Origin of the sequence: Methylobacterium sp. SD274 (assembly GCF_017355285.1) — a bacterium.
Classification (GTDB): Bacteria; Pseudomonadota; Alphaproteobacteria; order Rhizobiales; family Beijerinckiaceae; genus Methylobacterium.
This window is the reverse complement of sequence record NZ_JADIJP010000001.1, coordinates 103554-120024: the sequence shown is the minus strand read 5'-3', so window position 1 is coordinate 120024 and position 16471 is coordinate 103554. Positions and strand designations below refer to the sequence as shown.

Annotated in this window: 13 protein-coding genes; 7 read left to right on the top strand and 6 right to left on the bottom strand. The window is 66.8% G+C overall.

Going from position 1 to position 16471, the window contains the following annotated elements:
- The first annotated feature begins 201 nt into the window (after positions 1-201).
- The 3 genes from meaB (at position 202) to IPV08_RS00545 (ending at position 2295) form a co-directional block, all read left to right on the top strand.
- A complete protein-coding gene (gene meaB, locus IPV08_RS00555; protein WP_207410029.1) occupies positions 202-1194 on the top strand; it encodes a methylmalonyl Co-A mutase-associated GTPase MeaB in 993 nt (330 codons plus the stop codon).
- Complete coding sequence (locus IPV08_RS00550) at positions 1191-1823, top strand: peptidase C15 (RefSeq protein ID WP_207410014.1); 633 nt, start codon at positions 1191-1193, stop codon at positions 1821-1823. The genes meaB and IPV08_RS00550 overlap by 4 nt, the downstream gene beginning before the upstream one ends.
- A gap of 127 nt (positions 1824-1950) precedes the next feature.
- A complete protein-coding gene (locus IPV08_RS00545) occupies positions 1951-2295 on the top strand; it encodes a CsbD family protein (RefSeq protein ID WP_056423612.1) in 345 nt (114 codons plus the stop codon).
- A 64-nt stretch (positions 2296-2359) separates the two neighbouring features.
- Here IPV08_RS00545 and IPV08_RS00540 read toward each other — a convergent pair whose 3' ends face one another.
- From IPV08_RS00540 to IPV08_RS00530, 3 genes are read right to left on the bottom strand one after another with little or no spacing between them, the layout of a single operon-like run.
- Positions 2360-3145, bottom strand: a complete 786-nt coding sequence (locus IPV08_RS00540) for a 3-hydroxybutyrate dehydrogenase (RefSeq protein WP_207410012.1) — start codon at positions 3143-3145, stop codon at positions 2360-2362.
- A gap of 26 nt (positions 3146-3171) precedes the next feature.
- Positions 3172-3915: an acetoacetate decarboxylase gene (locus IPV08_RS00535; RefSeq protein ID WP_056423609.1), complete on the bottom strand. Its 744-nt coding sequence runs from the start codon at positions 3913-3915 to the stop codon at positions 3172-3174.
- Positions 3916-3967: 52 nt separating this feature from the next.
- Complete coding sequence (locus IPV08_RS00530; RefSeq protein ID WP_207410009.1) at positions 3968-5104, bottom strand: patatin-like phospholipase family protein; 1137 nt, start codon at positions 5102-5104, stop codon at positions 3968-3970.
- A gap of 261 nt (positions 5105-5365) precedes the next feature.
- On the opposite strand from IPV08_RS00530, the gene IPV08_RS00525 reads away from it, so the two are divergent.
- On the top strand, positions 5366-6328 hold the full coding sequence (locus IPV08_RS00525) for an acetyl-CoA carboxylase carboxyltransferase subunit alpha (RefSeq protein ID WP_207410007.1): 963 nt from the start codon (positions 5366-5368) through the stop codon (positions 6326-6328).
- A gap of 372 nt (positions 6329-6700) precedes the next feature.
- A complete protein-coding gene (locus tag IPV08_RS00520; protein ID WP_207410386.1) occupies positions 6701-8266 on the top strand; it encodes a murein L,D-transpeptidase family protein in 1566 nt (521 codons plus the stop codon).
- A gap of 80 nt (positions 8267-8346) precedes the next feature.
- Here IPV08_RS00520 and IPV08_RS00515 read toward each other — a convergent pair whose 3' ends face one another.
- From IPV08_RS00515 to IPV08_RS00505, 3 genes are all read right to left on the bottom strand, one after another.
- Positions 8347-8592, bottom strand: a complete 246-nt coding sequence (locus IPV08_RS00515; RefSeq protein ID WP_056423601.1) for a hypothetical protein — start codon at positions 8590-8592, stop codon at positions 8347-8349.
- Positions 8593-8723: 131 nt separating this feature from the next.
- Positions 8724-9440 carry a PhoH family protein gene (locus IPV08_RS00510; protein ID WP_056423599.1) on the bottom strand — a complete coding sequence of 239 codons (717 nt, stop codon included), beginning with the start codon at positions 9438-9440 and terminating at the stop codon, positions 8724-8726.
- Between the two features lie 445 nt (positions 9441-9885).
- Positions 9886-12291 carry a UvrD-helicase domain-containing protein gene (locus tag IPV08_RS00505; protein WP_207410004.1) on the bottom strand — a complete coding sequence of 802 codons (2406 nt, stop codon included), beginning with the start codon at positions 12289-12291 and terminating at the stop codon, positions 9886-9888.
- 170 nt (positions 12292-12461) lie between these two features.
- Between IPV08_RS00505 and IPV08_RS00500 the strand changes: the two genes are divergently transcribed.
- The gene (locus IPV08_RS00500; protein WP_246747700.1) at positions 12462-12683 is read left to right on the top strand and encodes a hypothetical protein; all 222 of its coding nucleotides are present in this window, start codon (positions 12462-12464) and stop codon (positions 12681-12683) included.
- A 187-nt stretch (positions 12684-12870) separates the two neighbouring features.
- The gene (locus IPV08_RS25005) at positions 12871-16443 is read left to right on the top strand and encodes an AsmA family protein (RefSeq protein WP_207409994.1); all 3573 of its coding nucleotides are present in this window, start codon (positions 12871-12873) and stop codon (positions 16441-16443) included.
- Positions 16444-16471 lie beyond the last annotated feature (28 nt).

Below are 16471 nucleotides of genomic sequence, written 5' to 3'. Positions count from 1 at the left end.
CGTGACGGCCCGGCGCTTCAAGTCCCGGCCCCTCCTCCTACCGTGTCGGTGACGATCGTGACCATGGCAGGGCATGAGCGTGGCGGGGGCCGATGTGAATAGCGGGCAGAGGCCGGCCTGTGGCCGGTCGGGTACAGGCCGGCCAGCTCAGGGGGCACGTGCCCCCTCGACGAAACCGAGCCGGCCCGGCATGAAGGGCTCATGGCGCTTCCTCCCTCTCTCGACATCGACTCCCTGCGCGACCGGCTGCTCGCGGGCGACCGCGCAGCCCTGGCACGCGCGATCACGCTGGCGGAATCGAAACGGGCCGATCATCGCGCCGCAGCGCGCAGCCTCATCGATTCGGTGCTTCCCCAGACCGGCACGGCGATCCGGGTCGGCATCACGGGGGTGCCAGGGGTCGGCAAGTCCACCACGATCGACAATCTCGGCGCCAACCTCACCGCCGCCGGCCACAAGGTAGCGGTGCTGGCGGTCGACCCCTCTTCCAGCCGCACCGGCGGGTCGATCCTCGGCGACAAGACCCGGATGGCCCAGCTGGCGCTCGACCCGAACGCCTTCATCCGCCCCTCCCCCTCATCGGGCACCCTCGGCGGCGTCGCGGCCAAGACCCGCGAAACCATGCTTCTTTGTGAAGCCGCGGGATTCGACGTGATCCTGGTGGAGACGGTGGGCGTCGGCCAGTCGGAGACGGCGGTGGCCGACCTCACCGACTTCTTCCTCGTGCTGATGCTGCCCGGCGCCGGCGACGAGTTGCAGGGCATCAAGAAGGGCATTCTCGAACTTGCCGACATGATCGCGGTCAACAAGGCCGACGATGGCGAGGGCGAGCGCAGGGCCAACGCGGCAGCAGGCGAATACCGGGCGGCGCTCCATATCCTCAGCGCTCCGAGTTCGACCTGGACCCCGCCGGTGGTGACCATTTCCGGCCTCAACAACAAGCGTCTCGACGCCATGTGGGACAAGGTGGTCGACCACCGCAACAAGCTGACCGCCACAGGCGAAATCGCCAAGAAGCGCCGCGCTCAGGACGTGAAGTGGATGTGGGCCCTCGTCCACGAACGCCTGCACCAGCGGCTCGTCGGTTCGCCGGAAGTGCGCAAGCAGACGGCCGAGGCGGAAGCCGGCGTGGCGCGAGGCGAATCCTCCCCGGCCGCCGGCGCGGAGGCCATCGCGACGCTGATCGGGCTGTGACGGGGGGGCATCTCCTCGTCACCGGGTTCGGCCCTTTCCCCGGCATGCCGCGCAACCCGAGCGAGACTCTTGCTCGGCAGGTCGGACATCTCGGCCGGCATGGCATCGCCGGGTTCCCGGTGCGCACGCTCATCCTGCGCACCGCCTATGCGGCTCTTTCCGAGTCGTTGAAGCCGGCCCTCGCCCAGAGCCCGGCCGCCGTGCTGATGATCGGCGTCGCTGGCCGCGCCAAACGGGTTCGCGTCGAGGCTCGCGCCCTCAACCGGGCAAGCCGGCTGTTTCCCGATGCATCGGGGCGGATTCCGACCACCCTGCGGCTCGACCGTCAGGGACCAGCGCAGCGCGAAGCCCCCATCGCGGCCCGCGCCCTCGTCTACCTGAAACGGCAGGGGATTTCGGCGATCCCATCCCGGAATGCTGGCCGCTACCTGTGCAACGCCAGTTACTTCCAGGCGCTGGCCGAGCCCTGCCCGATTCTGTTCCTCCACATCCCACCCGTCCGGGCGGCATGGCGGCGATCCGCGTCGCTCGCGCGAAAACGGCGCGATCCCCTGGCGGTCCTTCCCAGGGCGGTATCCGAGGTGGGGCGTCTGCTGCTCATCGAAGCACGGGAGCGACACACCCCGTAAACCGCTCGCTGAAGAAAGTTGTCTTGCGATGGTGCGCTTGGCCGGTTCGCACGTTCTGTGACCATCGGATGCGGGCGCCGCCTTGGGAGCGCCGCTCACGCATCTGCGATTCTGAAGGAGTTGACCCATGGTTGATACGGATCGAGTCGTCGGGACGGCCAAGGACCTCGGCGGCCGCGTGCAGAGCGCCGTCGGCGATGCCGTCGGATCGTCGCGGACCTCGGCGGAAGGCCGCTACCGCGAGGCGGAGGGCCGCGCCCAGGAGGTCTACGGTCAGGCCAAGGACACCCTTCGCGATGTGGCCGGCAACGTCTCCGACTATGCCGGCGATGCCTATGACCGCGGCGGCAGCTACGTTCGCGATGGCGCCCGCGCCGTGGAGAGCCGTGTCGAAGAGAACCCGCTCATCGCCCTCGTGATCGCCGGAGCCGTCGGCTACGGCCTCGCCCTGCTCCTGCACGGCCGCCGCTGAACACCAGCTCCGCTTGAAACGAGCCCGTCCCGTCATGCCGACGGGGCGGGCTTTTCGCTGCGCGCTACTGCGCGGTCCAACCGCCATCCATGGGGATATTGGCGCCGGTGATCTGGCTCGCACCGTCGCTGCACAGGAACACGGCGAGGGCCGCCACCTGCTCCACCGTGACGAACTGCTTGGTCGGCTGGGCCGCCAGCAGCACGTCGTTCATGACCTGCTCCTTGGTCATGCCCCGTGCCTTCATCGTGTCGGGGATCTGCGCCTCCACCAGCGGCGTCCAGACATAGCCTGGCGAGATACAGTTCACGGTGATGCCATGGGTGGCGAGTTCGAGGGCGGCGGTCTTGGTCAGGCCGGCGATGCCGTGCTTGGCCGAAACGTAGGCCGACTTGAACGGTGAGGCCACGAGGGAATGGGCCGAAGCGGTGTTGATGATGCGGCCCCATCCCCGCGCCTTCATTCCGGGGATGGCGTATCGCATGGTGTAGAAGGCCGAGGAAAGGTTGAGCGCGATGATCTGCTCCCATTTCTCGGGCGGGAAATCCTCGATCGGCGAGACGAACTGGACGCCGGCATTGTTCACGAGCACGTCGACCGAGCCGAATGTCTCCTCGCCAAGGCGGATCAATCCCTCGATCTCGCCGGGCTTCGTCAGGTCGGCCGGGGAATAGGCGGCCTTCACACCGAAATCCGCCTCGATCCCGGCGCGCTCCTTCTCGATATCCTCGGGCTTGCCGAAGCCGTTGATGACGACGTTGGCGCCCTCCTTGGCGAAGGCGCGGGCATAGGCGAGGCCGATGCCGCTGGTGGACCCCGTGACGATGGCGGTCTTGGATTTCAGGATCATGGAAGCCTCTCGGGTCATCTGGGCGATCAGGCGAGATAGTCGTGCAGCACCTGCCCGTAGGGCAAGGTGAAGTCGACGATCATGTGCCGGCCGCCGACGATGCGCTTCACCGGCAGGTCGGCGACCCGACAATTCACGTGCGGGATCAGGTCGAGGCGCGCCTCGCCGTCCCAGGCGCCGTGAACGGTGATGTTCTCCAAGCGATAGCCGACGAGCTGGGCCACTTTCGGTGCGCCGGTCACGTCGGGAAGGAGCTTGAGGTTGACGTTGAGGCGGCCGAGGCCGGCCTTCACCGTGTCGAGCTCATTCTCCAGGCTCTTGTGCTTGTAGGTCATGGTGCCCATCGCCACGCGCTCCTCGTCGTAATGGAGCGTGCCGGTGAGCGTGTCCTTCATCACCTTGAGGCGAGGCACGCCCCATTTCTTCGGGAAGCCCCAGATCTCGCGGCCGGCCGTGATCGGCGGCTCGTCGTCGAGATACATCTGGATCGAGAAGTTGCAGGCCTCGCCATTATAGGTGGCGACGGCGCCCGATCCGCTCTCCTCGTAATCGCCGAACCCGGAGGAATCCGGCATCTTCATCCACTCGTAATAGACGAGGTTCTCGGGGTGGGGCTCCAGCGGCTCGGGCAGCGCCCGGCGCAGGGCCTCGGCATCGGTCTCGTAGGTGATGATGAGGTATTCGCGCCTGAGGAACCGATACGGCCCGCGCGGATAGCTCGGACTGAAGGCGGGCATCGAGGGAACTTGCAGGATCTCGTCACGGGTCATGGCGTGTAGGCCTCCGGGATTAAGCGGTCGGGATGAAGCGGTCGGGATGACGTCAGTCGCGGGCGTCCCGCGTCAGGTCGAACACGGCGACGCCGGTTTCGTCGTGCACTCGGTCGCACCAGGCTGGAGAGCGCAGAGAGCGGCGCATGTCACCGGCACCCGCCGCCCAATGCTCCAGCATGGTGACGCGAGAGAACTCGTAATCCTTCGAGTTTCCCTCATAGGCTTTCCGCCGGTAGATCAGCTGCATCACGGTCGTGAAATTGGCGTGGGAGACCTGGCGCAGGTAGGCGACGTCCTCGTCGCTCATCAGCTCGGGCGGCAGCTTCTCGGCCAGGCGGCGGAACGCGGCTTTCGCGCGGCGGGCTTCGAGGTTCTTGTCGGTGTTGAGCCGTGTGCGGCTCGAGAAGCGGATGTCTTTCTCGCGCTCGGCCGATTCGACCAGGGTGCGGGGCATCGGCCCGCGCGCGGCGAAGAGATCGACCTGATAGACCACGAGGTCACGGCTGCGCTCCTCGTCCAGGATGTATTGCAGCGGCGTGTTCGAGACGATGCCGCCGTCCCAATATTGCTCGCCGTCGATGGTCACCGGCGGGAAACCCGGCGGCAATGCCCCCGACGCCATGATGTGCTCGGGCGTGATGCGGTCGCAGCGATTGTCGAAATAAACGAAATTGCCGGTGCGCACGTTGACGGCTCCGATGCTGAGCCGGGTGCGCCCCTCGTTGATGAGGTCGAAATCAACCAGCCGCTCCAGCGTCGCCCTGAGCGGAGCGGTGTCGTAATAGCTCAGCGCCTCCGGGGCGCCCGGCGGATAGAACGTCGCCGGGGGAACGCGTGGCGTGAAGAAACCGGGGACGCCGAAAGTGGCGATCCAGTTGGCGCTGGCCTCGTTGAAGGCCGCACGCGCCTTCTCGCCGGGAAACCAGGGTGAGCCCATCACGCCCGACGAGACCTGCTCCCAGAACGCCCTCAGCCGCTCGACGCGGCGCTCGGGCGGATTACCGACGATCAGGGCCGCGTTGATCGCGCCGATGGAGATGCCCGCCACCCAGTCGGGCAGGATGTTCTCGGCCGCCAGCGTCTCGTAGATGCCGGCCTGGTAGGAGCCGAGTGCGCCACCGCCCTGGAGTACGAGGACGTGGGATTCGCCGCTGAGAAACGCTGTCACGGGCGCGGACCTCTCCATAGCGTCCCAGACGCCATACACACAGGCTGGAGAGTGGACGCCAAACGATGACGGCACCATGACCCAAGGCCAAGCTTAAGGCTATCGTCGTGTAGGGCGAAGGCCGGCTCTGAGAGCCAGGATGGTTGACAGGCGGTGTTCCTTCGCCAACACCCCCGGCCAATCGCGGCTTTTCCCGCCCGCCCCGGACGCCTTCCGTCGCCGTTGTCTCCGACACGGCATCCCGGCGCACCAATGGCGACGAACAAGGATCTCTGACCGATGTCGGTGACGCGCTCCTATCTCGATTTCGAGAAGCCGGTGGCCGAGCTCGAATCCAAGCTGGAGGAGCTGAGGACCATGGCCGCCCGCGACGGTGCGGTCTCCATCAGCGAAGAGGTCGGCCGACTCGAAGGCAAGGCCGCCGCCGCCCTGTCGGACATCTACGCCACGCTGACGCCCTGGCAGAAGACGCAGGTGGCACGCCACCCGCAGCGGCCGCATTTCATCGACTACTGCGCCGGGCTGATCACCGAGTTTACTCCCCTGGCAGGCGACCGCACCTTCGGCGAAGACCAGGCCATCGTCGCCGGTTTCGGCCGTTTCGAGGGCCGAGCCGTCTGCGTGCTGGGCCAGGAGAAGGGCTCCACCACCGAGAGCCGCCTGCGCCACAATTTCGGGATGGCCAAGCCCGAGGGTTACCGCAAGGCAGTGCGGCTGATGGAATTGGCCGATCGGTTCGGCCTTCCCGTCCTCGCCTTCGTCGACACGGCCGGCGCGTTCCCTGGCATCGAGGCGGAGGAGCGTGGGCAGGCCGAGGCCATCGCCAGTTCCACCGAGGCCTGTCTCGCCCTCGGCGTGCCCAATGTCGCCGTCGTCATCGGCGAAGGCGGCTCGGGCGGTGCCATCGCGCTTGCCACCGCCAACCGCGTACTCATGCTCGAACATGCGATCTACGGTGTGATTTCGCCCGAGGGTGCGGCCTCGATCCTCTGGCGCGACCAGGGCCGTGCGGCGGATGCGGCCACCGCCATGAAGATCACTGCGCAGGATCTGCTGCGCCTTGGCATCATCGACGGCATCATCCCGGAGGCGACAGGCGGTGCCCATCGTGGCCGCGAGGCAGCCATCGCCAATACGGGCAAGGCCGTAGCCAAGGCACTGGCCGAATTCGATGGTCTGAGCCCCGACGAGATTCGCGACCGCCGGGCCGCGAAGTTCCTCGATATCGGCCGCAAACTCTGATGCGTCGTTTTAGCGCAGACCTCATGCGGAACCGTTGAAGAGTTTGTTAAATCCCGCCTCGGGACTGTTCGTGAAGCCCCACTACGACGACGGGTCCGGGACGCATCGCACAGAGAAATACCAGCGGAATCAAGTCGATTGCTCTCCGACTGGCATGCCTGAAAGTCGATGCTCGACGACACTTTGCGGCAAGGTGTTGCCCACAATGAGGAAGCCACCGAAATCCACATCCTCACGAGCCGGCCATTTGCGTCTTCTTGCGGTAACAACCGGGTAAGTTTAACGACGCTATTGGGTTGGGGAGTGGCGTTCGACGGGCGAGATCCCGCGAGCGCATGAATGAGGACGGGGTTCCCCATGGCTTTGCGCCCGCTGGCTCTACGCCTGGCTACGGCTGCCGGTATCGTTGCGCTCGCTCTCTCCCTCACCGCTTGCCAGGACGGCTCGATGGGCGGCGGCGTCCCGTTGCGGGCCCTGACTCCCGTCCCCGCGAAAACCCTGGCGCTCATGGCGCAGAAGGGCATGGCGACGAACGACCCCATCCTGATCCGCGCTTTCAAGAAGGAAGCGGAGATGGAGGTATGGAAGCGTGGCGCGAACGGCCAATACGCGCTGCTCAAGACCTTCCCGATCTGCCGCTGGTCGGGCCAGCTCGGCCCCAAGACCAAGCAGGGAGACCGGCAGGCCCCTGAGGGTTTCTACACGGTGACACCGGGGCAAATGAACCCGAACTCGTCCTATTATCTCTCTTTCGATACCGGCTACCCGAACACGTACGACCGGGCCAACGGGCGGACGGGCAACTACATCATGGTGCACGGCACCTGCTCGTCCTCGGGCTGTTTCGCCATGACCGACGAATCGATGGGCGAGATCTACGCCCTGGCCCGCGATTCCTTCGCCGGCGGGCAGCGCGCGTTCCAGTTCCAATCCTACCCGTTCCGGATGACGGCGACGAATTTCGCCAAGTACCGCAACGACCCGAACGCGCCGTTCTGGAAGAACCTGAAGGAAGGCTCGGATTATTTCGAGGCCCTGCGCGAAGAGCCGCGCGTGAACGTCTGCGGCACACGCTACGTCTTCGGCGGACAGGATGTGGCGGCTGGCTCGTGCTCGCCGAAGGTGGATACGCTCGTTGCCGAGAAACGGGCGCGGGACAACCACGACATTGCCGAGCTCGTCGCCAAGGGCACGCCCGCGACGCGTGTCGTCTATGACGATGGCGGCCAGAATCCGGTCTTCCGGCCGCAGCCGCCCGCCTCGACGATGGCCTTCGCGAATTTGACGAAGAAGGAAGAGCCGGAGGCTCCCTACGACCCCAAGGAATATGCGCGTCATCATCTCGGTGAGGTGAGCCGGCCCGAGAGCCTGGCGGCCGGCGAGCGCGAGGTCGAGGTGGATGCCAAGGGACGGCCGGTGATGCTTGCCGCCGCCGAAGCTCCGATCCCGACCAAGGCCGCTGCGGCCGCCCTCAAGCCGGGGGCCGACAAGACCAAGTCCGGCAGCATCGTCGCGAAGACGGATGCGGCGCCCGAACCGCAGAAGCCGGCAGCGACGGCGCGCATCATGGTGGCCGATGCCGACGCGGATTCACCTGCCTACACCAAGGTTCTCGGCAGCCTCTTCACCGCGAAGGCTTCACCGACGCCCGCGACCCCATCGGCCAATGCCGCCACGATCCCAGCCGTCGCATCCGCGCCGGAAACGATCCAGACGGCACCGAAGGCTGGCAAAGCGCCCCATACTGGTCATGCGATCACGGTTCCGACAGTGACCGGCGCCGTGGGACAGAAGGCCAAGATCGCCGTCGACCCCGTGAAAGCCGGCAAGGCCCCGACGAGCGGTGCGCCGTCACCTGTTGCCAAGACGCCTCCGGCCAAGGATGCCGCGCTCAAGGAAACATCGGTGAAAGCCACGGCGGCGACACCGAAGCTCTGAACGGCAGCACTCTCTAAAACGATCGTCGCACAAAAAAGGGCCCCGATTGGGGCCCTTTCACATTCACATCGCTGCTGCGATCACATCCGGTGCATGCGGCGGTGATGCATCATCCGGTGACGCATGTGGTGGCGGTGCATGCGCATGTGGTGACGGCGGTGCATCCGACGATGCATGCGGCGCTCAGCATGGTGCATACGCACGGGAGTGACGGTCTCGGAGGAGGTCACACCCATCGGGGCGCCGGGGGCGGCCGAAGCGCTCGTGGCGAGGCCGGCTGCGCCGAGGCTTCCGACCATGGCGAGCGCGAAGATCAATTTTCTCATCGGGCGTTTCCGTTCTCTTTGACCCGAGCTCTGCGCTCGGATTGATCTCCCCCGCTGGCGCCGGGGAGATGATTGCCGCACGCCGAGACGTGCGGCGGGTCCGGTTCGACCCGCCGCTGATAACACTCAAGTCAGAGTTTCGTTTCCTCGAAGGCCCGTACCCATTCCGCGCAAATGCCCGAACGGACGATATCGTCGAGGGTGAATTCGACGATCGGGATCGGCATCATGCGGCTTTTGACGAGATGGATCACAGTTCTGAGGCCCGACGTCTCGCGCAGGTCGGTCTGGGACACGTCGCCATTGATGATGACCTGGCAATCGTCGCCGATCCGGGTGAGGAACATCTTGATTTCGGCGGTGGTGGTGTTCTGCGCCTCGTCGAGGATCACGAGGCAGTTCTTGAAGGTGCGTCCGCGCATCACTTCGAAGGGGACCACCTCGATGTCGCCGGTCTTCATGGCGATCTCGTAGGCGGCGTCGCCCATTCGCTCCTTCATGGTCTCGGTGAGCGGGGTCACCCAAGGCGCGATTTTTTCCTCTAAGCTGCCTGGGAAGAACCCGAGCGAGCGGCCAGCGGGGACGTTGGGGCGGGTGATGATGACCTTGGAGATGCGGCGCTGGCGAAGCTGATCCGCGGCGCGGGTTCCAGCAATGTAGGTCTTACCGGTACCGGCCGGGCCGAGAACGATGACCTGCTTGTTGACGGCGAGAGCGTCCAAATACTCGGCCTGTCGCTCCGTGAGCGGTTGGATCGGGGCCAGGTTACGCTCGTCGTCGAACCGGGTGCGGTGCAGCCGCACCGGGCGGTCTTCTACCAGCTCAAGTCGCGTGCGCCGTCTTTTCATCGATCAACACTCCAACTGGACTTGCCAACTAGGGTTTAACTGATCTTCGACCTGCTGACGTCTTTTAACCTCGATAACTTTTCCTGCACGGCTACTTTTTATCAACACTACGCCAATTCGAGAGCAGGTCTTTCAGTTCCGGATGTCGCCACGACGCCTGTGGACGACTGGCCTCGAAGATGATGCGGGCCCCGCATGCGCGACCCACGAATCACCTACGCACGCACCATGCCGCTCCCGTCGCGACAGGGGCGTGACAGCGCGAATTCTTGAGTGTGTGGCCGAATATCTCTCGGAAGACTCGGCGGCGACAGTTGAGGCGGGTCATGCGGATGGAGAGGGCGGGATGTCGGCGCATCCATCTCGACCATGACACTCCTGCCCTGCTGAAGGGCTGAACCGGCCGGACCACATCGCTTATCGAGCGTGGAGCCGGCAGGGTGCTTCAGCCGGGCTGGATGAAGCTGTCGAGAACCATCTTGCGGCCGGCCTTATCGAAGTCAACGGTCAGCTTGTTACCGTCGACGGCTGCCACGTTGCCGGGGCCGAACTTGGTGTGGAAGACTCGCATACCATCCGAAAACGCAGACGGCGCACCCGTCGACTTCGCGACGAGCTCGCCTTCGATCTGGCGAGGGCCACCATTGCCTCGTCCGGGCGGCGAGGACCGTCCGAAAGCTTGCCGATTCCCGCCTCCGAACTCCTGGTTGCCGGCAGTGTTGGCTTGCGCCCGCTGCCAGCCCGGCGTCGCGTAGGAGGAACCGAACGGCGCCGGGTTGCGGTCGAAGCGCGAGGCGCCGGCGGAGAAATGCGCAGGGGCGTCGATCACGTCGACGGCGTCTGCGGGCAACTCGTCGATGAACCGGCTCGGCACCGTCGAGGACCACAGCCCATGGATGCGCCGGTTCACCGCAAAGGACAGCTTGGCGCGTTTTCGGGCACGGGTCAGGCCCACATGGGCGAGACGGCGCTCCTCCTCCAGCCCGGCGCGGCCGCTCTCGTCGAGCGCCCGCTGGTTCGGGAACAATCCGTCCTCCCAGCCGGGCAGGAACACGGTGTCGAATTCGAGCCCCTTGGCCGCATGCAGGGTCATCAGGGAGACCCGGTCCGCCCCTTCCTGCTCGCTCGCCTCCATCACGAGGGAGACATGTTCGAGGAAGGCAGCCATGTCGGGGAATTCCTCCATGGAGCGCACGAACTCCTTGAGGTTCTCCAGGCGCCCGGCGGCATCCGCGGACTTATCCTTCTGCCACATCTCGGTGTAGCCGGATTCCTCCAGAATGGTCTGGGCCACCTCCGAATGCGGCTGGGTACCGACCATCCGCGCCCATCGCGAAAAGCTCTCGACCAAAGCGCGGACGCCCGAGCGGGCGCGCGGCTTCAACTCGTCGGTCTCGATCAGGCTGCGGGCGGCCTGGAGCAGCGGCACGCGCTGCGAACGCGAATAGCCGTGGAGGATCTGCAGGGTGGCGTCGCCCAGGCCCCTCTTCGGGGTGTTGAAGATGCGCTCGAAAGCGAGGTCGTCGGCCGGGTTCATGGTGACGCGCAGATAGGCCAGCGCATCGCGAATTTCGGCACGTTCGTAGAATCGTGGTCCACCGATGACGCGGTAGGGCAGACCGAGCTGGACGAAGCGGTCCTCGATCTCGCGCATCTGGGCCGAGATGCGCACGAGCACGGCGATCTCCGAAAGCGGATGCTGCTTGGCCTGCAGGCTCTCGATCGATTCGCCGAGTTGGCGCGCCTCTTCCTCCGAATCCCAGGCGCCCGACACCGTCACCTTCTCGCCGGCCACGTCTTCGGTGCGCAGGGTCTTGCCGAGGCGGCCTTCGTTCTTGGCGATGAGCCCGGATGCGGCGGAGAGAATATGACCGGTGGAGCGGTAGTTGCGCTCGAGCCGCACCACGGCCGCACCGGGGAAATCGTGTTCGAAGCGCAGGATGTTGTCGACCTCCGCCCCGCGCCAGCCATAGATCGACTGGTCGTCGTCGCCCACACAGGCGACGTTGCGGTGCCCCTGCGCCAGCAGGCGCAGCCAGAGATACTGGGCGACGTTGGTGTCCTGGTACTCGTCGACCAGGATGTAGCGGAAGCGCTGCTGGTAATTCGCCAGCACGTCCGGGTTCTCGCGCCACAGCTTGAGGCAGAGCAGCAGCAAGTCGCCGAAATCGGCGGCGTTCAACGTCAGGAGCCGGGCCTGATAGGCGGTGTAGAGCGCGCCGCCCTTGCCGAAGGCGAAGGCCCCCGCCTCGCCGGGGGGGACCTGCTCCGGCAGGAGGCCGCGGTTCTTCCACCCGTCGATGGCCGAGGACAGGGCGCGGGCGGGCCAGCGCTTCTCGTCGATGTTCTGGTCGACGATGACCTGCTTCATCAGGCGCAGCTGGTCGTCCATCCCCAGGATGGTGAAATCCGATTTCAGCCCCACCATCTCGGCGTGCCGGCGCAGGATCTTGGTGCCGATGGAATGGAAGGTGCCGAGCCAGGGCATCCCCTCGCCGGCCGGGCCGATGAGGGCACCGATCCGGTGCTTCATCTCGCGGGCGGCCTTGTTGGTGAAGGTCACCGACAGGATGTCGTAAGGCCGGGCCTTGCCGGTCGAGACCAGATGGGCGATTCGCGTGGTGAGCACCCGCGTCTTGCCGGTGCCTGCACCAGCGAGGACGAGGACCGGCCCTTCCGTCGTCTCGACTGCGCGGCGCTGCTCGGGATTCAGCCCTTCGAGATAAGGCGAACCCTGTGGCCTGAGGGAGGCCATGGCGCGCGCGGCGATAGAGGTCTGCGCGGCCTCGGCCGCTACGCCGGAGGCCGGCGCCGGCACAGGGGCCGTCGTCGCGTCGGGATGCTGTTTCATGTTGCTTCCCTGGACCAAAACGCGAACGACGTCGAGGGTTGGGACAAAAGGTCGGCCCCAGATGGGTGGCCGGGAGGGGAACCACGGTTTCCTGTCGGGCGTCGTCTCACCATACCGTGAACATCATCACCAGAGGACGTTCCATGCGTACCGCCCTATACGCCATCTCGATGCTGACCGTTGTCGCCGGCCTTAGTCTATCCCCCGCCCTGGCTCAGTCACCCGGCACGCGATCGCTGAACGAAACCAACGACCGCCTTGCGACCCAAAGCGAGATTCGCGGCGTCCGGCATCAGCAGCAATTCGAGAACAATCAGATCCGCATGCAGATGCAGCGCAACGAAGTCACCCGTCCGGCCCCGATCGGCTCGGGACTGACGCCACGTCGCTGACCGGATCCGCTCCGGAAGGCATGCCCGGCAGCTGTTGACTGCGAGAAACGCCTCTGGCGCGGAACCGGTCACCTTGTGCTATGCCGCACAGGGTGGGGGCACGACCGGGCATGACGTCCGGTGAGACGACGTGCCCGCCCCATGGCAGTCCCGGAGACCGGGCCGGAGCGAGGCGGAAACCAAGACGGTGCGAGACATCCTGACCGCGCTGGCGGGCGCCGTCATCCTGATCCTCGTCGCGGCCCTGGCGGTCCCGCCCTTCGTGGCTTGGGAGAGCTACCGCACATTGGTGGACCGGACGATCGGCAGGTCGCTCGGTCTCGACGCGCGGACCGAAGGACGGATCGCCGTCAGGCTCCTCCCCTCGCCGCAACTGAGCATCGATCGGCTGCGCATCGGCGGACAGGCCGACAAGCCGGCATTGGATCTTTCGCTCGTCAAGGCCGAAATCGGTCTCACGCCGCTGCTGACGGGTGAGGTCCGCTTCACCGAGACGCGGATCGGGCGAGCGGAAATCAAGCTCCCGATCAGCGACGACGATGCGGTCCGCCTTCCCGCCGATCTCTATCAGACGCTCGCCGACCAGGATCTCGCCATCGAGGACCTGTCCATCGGACAGGTCATCCTCACGACCTTCGTGCCGCAGAGCGGCCGCACCGATCAGGTGCGGGCCGAGACCGTGCATCTCTCGGCGCCCCGGCTCCTAGGCCCCTGGCGGATCGAGGGGACGAGCGGCGCGGTCGCCTTCCGGATCGCCACCGGCGAACCCGCCGAGGACGGCAGCGTCGCCGTGAAGTTCTCCGGCGGCGGCGATACCCGTCCGCGCTTCGAGGCCGACACTCGTATCCGACTGGAACCTGTGCCCGGCGAGGCTCCCGCACAGGGTAGCCAGCTGCGTGCGATGATTCCGAAGGCCGAAGGATCGGCGCGGGTCGTGGTCGGGCCGCCGGTTCAGGTGGCGGGCGCCTACCTGCCGTTCTCCCTGGGCGGCACGTTCAAGGCGCGGGGACCGGTGGTGCGGTTCTCCGACGTGAAGGCCGAAATCGATCCTGGCGGTCAGGCCATGCGACTGGCCGGAACCGGACGAATCGATCTGCGCTCCTGGCGGGCAGCACTGACCCTGGAGGCGCGCCGCCTCGACCTCGATGCCTTCCTGATTTCAACGGCCGGTCAGGCCATGCTGGCGCGCGGGATGCCCCGCGCCGGATCCGAACTTCCGATGATGGTCGATCTGGACCTCGCCCTCGAAAGCATCGGACTCGGCCTCGACGAATGGACGAATCTCCAGCTGTCCGGCACGTTCGACCGGACGGGAGGCCTCGCGCTTCGGCGCTTCTCGGTGACGGCGCCGGGCAACACCGCCCTCACCGCGTCCGGAGAGGTCGATACGCAACCGGCCCTGCGCTTCACGGGCAACGTCTCCCTGGACGCCGCTGCCTCCGACGGGTTCGGGCGGTACCTGCGCAAGTTCGGCCTCGGCGGCCCGGCTGTCGCGGTGATGGACGGGCGCCCGATTCAGGCATCCACGGACGTCTCGACGGCGAGCCCGTCCTCGTCACTGCGAAACCTCCGGCTCTCCCTCGGCGAGGCGCGGATCACCGGCAACGCCCGCTATACCCAGGCCGAATCGGGCGCGCGCGGGCGCTTCGATGCTCAGCTTTCGGCGCAGGGCATCGATGTCGCCGCTCTGCCTTCCTTCGGCAGCGCCTTGTCCGGCCTTCACGACCACGACCTCGGCCTGACGATCCAAGCGCGGGACGTGCGCTACGGGCCGGCCGGGGCCCATTCGGGCAACGGAACCATCGCCGCCAGCATCCAGTCGGACGGAGCGAGCCTGAACGTCGGCAGCCTCGACGTCACCGACCTCGCCGGCGCCAACGCCAAGCTGTCGGGCCGGATTGCGCCGGATGGGTCAGGCCGTATCGCGGGCCGGATGTGGGCGCCGGTGGCCGCCCCCCTCATCGCCCTTCTCGACCGGACGTGGATCGCCGAGGCTCGGATGATCCCCGGCTTCCTGCGAGCGGGCAGCCTCGACCTCGCCGTGACCCTGGAGCGCGAGGCGGGTGCCGCCGACACCCTGCGCACCAGCGCCAACGGAACAGCCGCAGGCGGCAGCCTCGGCCTCGACCTGCTCTCGCGGGGCGGGCGTATCGACAGCCTGTCCCTCGATCTGACGACGCCGCTCGCCGGACGTTGGTTCGAGCGCGAGGACATGGCCGCCCTGCGCAAGCCGGCCGCCCTGCACATCAGCGGAGCACGCGGTCAGCCCGCGCCCGACGGCTCGGTTCCGGCCCTCGGCCTCGATATCTCCGGCACCATCGCCGACCTCACGCTCGCAACGGTGAAGCCGGTCGTGCCCGGTCCGGGCCAGACCCCGCCGGAAGCCGGCGAGATCCTTTTGAAGACGCCGGATCTCGCGCCCTTCCTCATTCTCGCCGGGAGCACGGATGCCCTACCCTCGCCGATGCCGGCGGAACTGCTCCTCGGTCTGTCGCGGGCCGGACGCGATGCCCATGCCGACGTCACCGGGCGGATCGCGGGGGCCACGGTTCTCGCCAATATCAACCGATCGCCCGCCGGCGACATCTTCGGCAGCGTCGCGCTCGGCCGGCTCTCGCTGCCCTGGCTCGCCGCTTCCCTGATCGTCCCGCCCGACGCGAAGAAACCGGAAGCCGGAGACGGCGCACGGTTCGGCGCAGCGCCGGCTGTCAGACCGCCCATCGACCTCGACGTCAGGGTGGATAAGCTCGATCTCGGCCGGCGCTTCACCGCCGAAGGGGCGGCTTTCGGTGCCCGGCTCGACAACGGCGTCCTCACGATTCGCGACGTCAACGGACGTCTCGCCGGGGGACGCCTCGTCGGCAACATCACGTTGTCCCGGCAGGGTGGCGCGGCAGCGATCTCCGGGGAAGGCAGCCTGAGCGACGCCTCCATCGCGGACCTCGTCGGTCCGGGACCGATCTCCGGCCGGGCCAGCGCAACCCTTCGCTTCGGCGCTTCGGGCCAGAGCCTCGCGAACATGGCGAACAATCTGGGCGGAAGCGGCGATCTCAGCCTTACCGATCTGGTGCTTCCCGGCGGCGATCCGGGCGGGATCGAGCGCGCTTTGGCCAAGGCGCTCGCGGAAGACGATCCGCTCCGGGAGGGACGGCTCCAGGCCCTGGTGGCCGAGGAACTCGCCGCCGCGCCGATGGCAGTGAAGGGAACGGTGAAGGCATCCGCGACCCTCTCGGGCGGCTCACTGCGCGCCGCGCCTCTCACCTTCGATCTCGGCGGACCGCGCTGGGCCGGCACCCTCTCCGTCGACCTGACGACGGGGCGGTTCGATGCACGCGGGACATTGACGGGTGGCGGCGCTCCGAAGGGCTGGACCGGAGGGATTCCCTCGATACAGCTCTCCTATTCCGGCCCGCTCGCGAAGCCCGACCGCAGTGTCGATACCGGGCCCCTGACCACCGGCCTCGCCGCCGTAGTCCTGCAGCGCGAACTCGATAAGATCGAAGTGTTCGAGGCCGATCAAATCGAGCGCCAGCGGCGTCGCGCCAGGATCGAGATGGACAAGGCCCGAGCCGCTGCCATCAAGGCGGCGGCCGACAAAGCTGCGGCGGAGAAGGCGGCCGCCGAGGAGGCCGCCCGTCAGGCGCGCATTCGCGCACTCGCACCGAGCCTAGACGATGCCGCTCGCCGCTCCGCCGATGGCGCACCGGCCCCGGATGTCCTTCCAGGCCGAGCTGTCGAACCGCCCGCACCGCAGCCCTGATCGCGGCCGGTTTCAGGAACGAAGACGA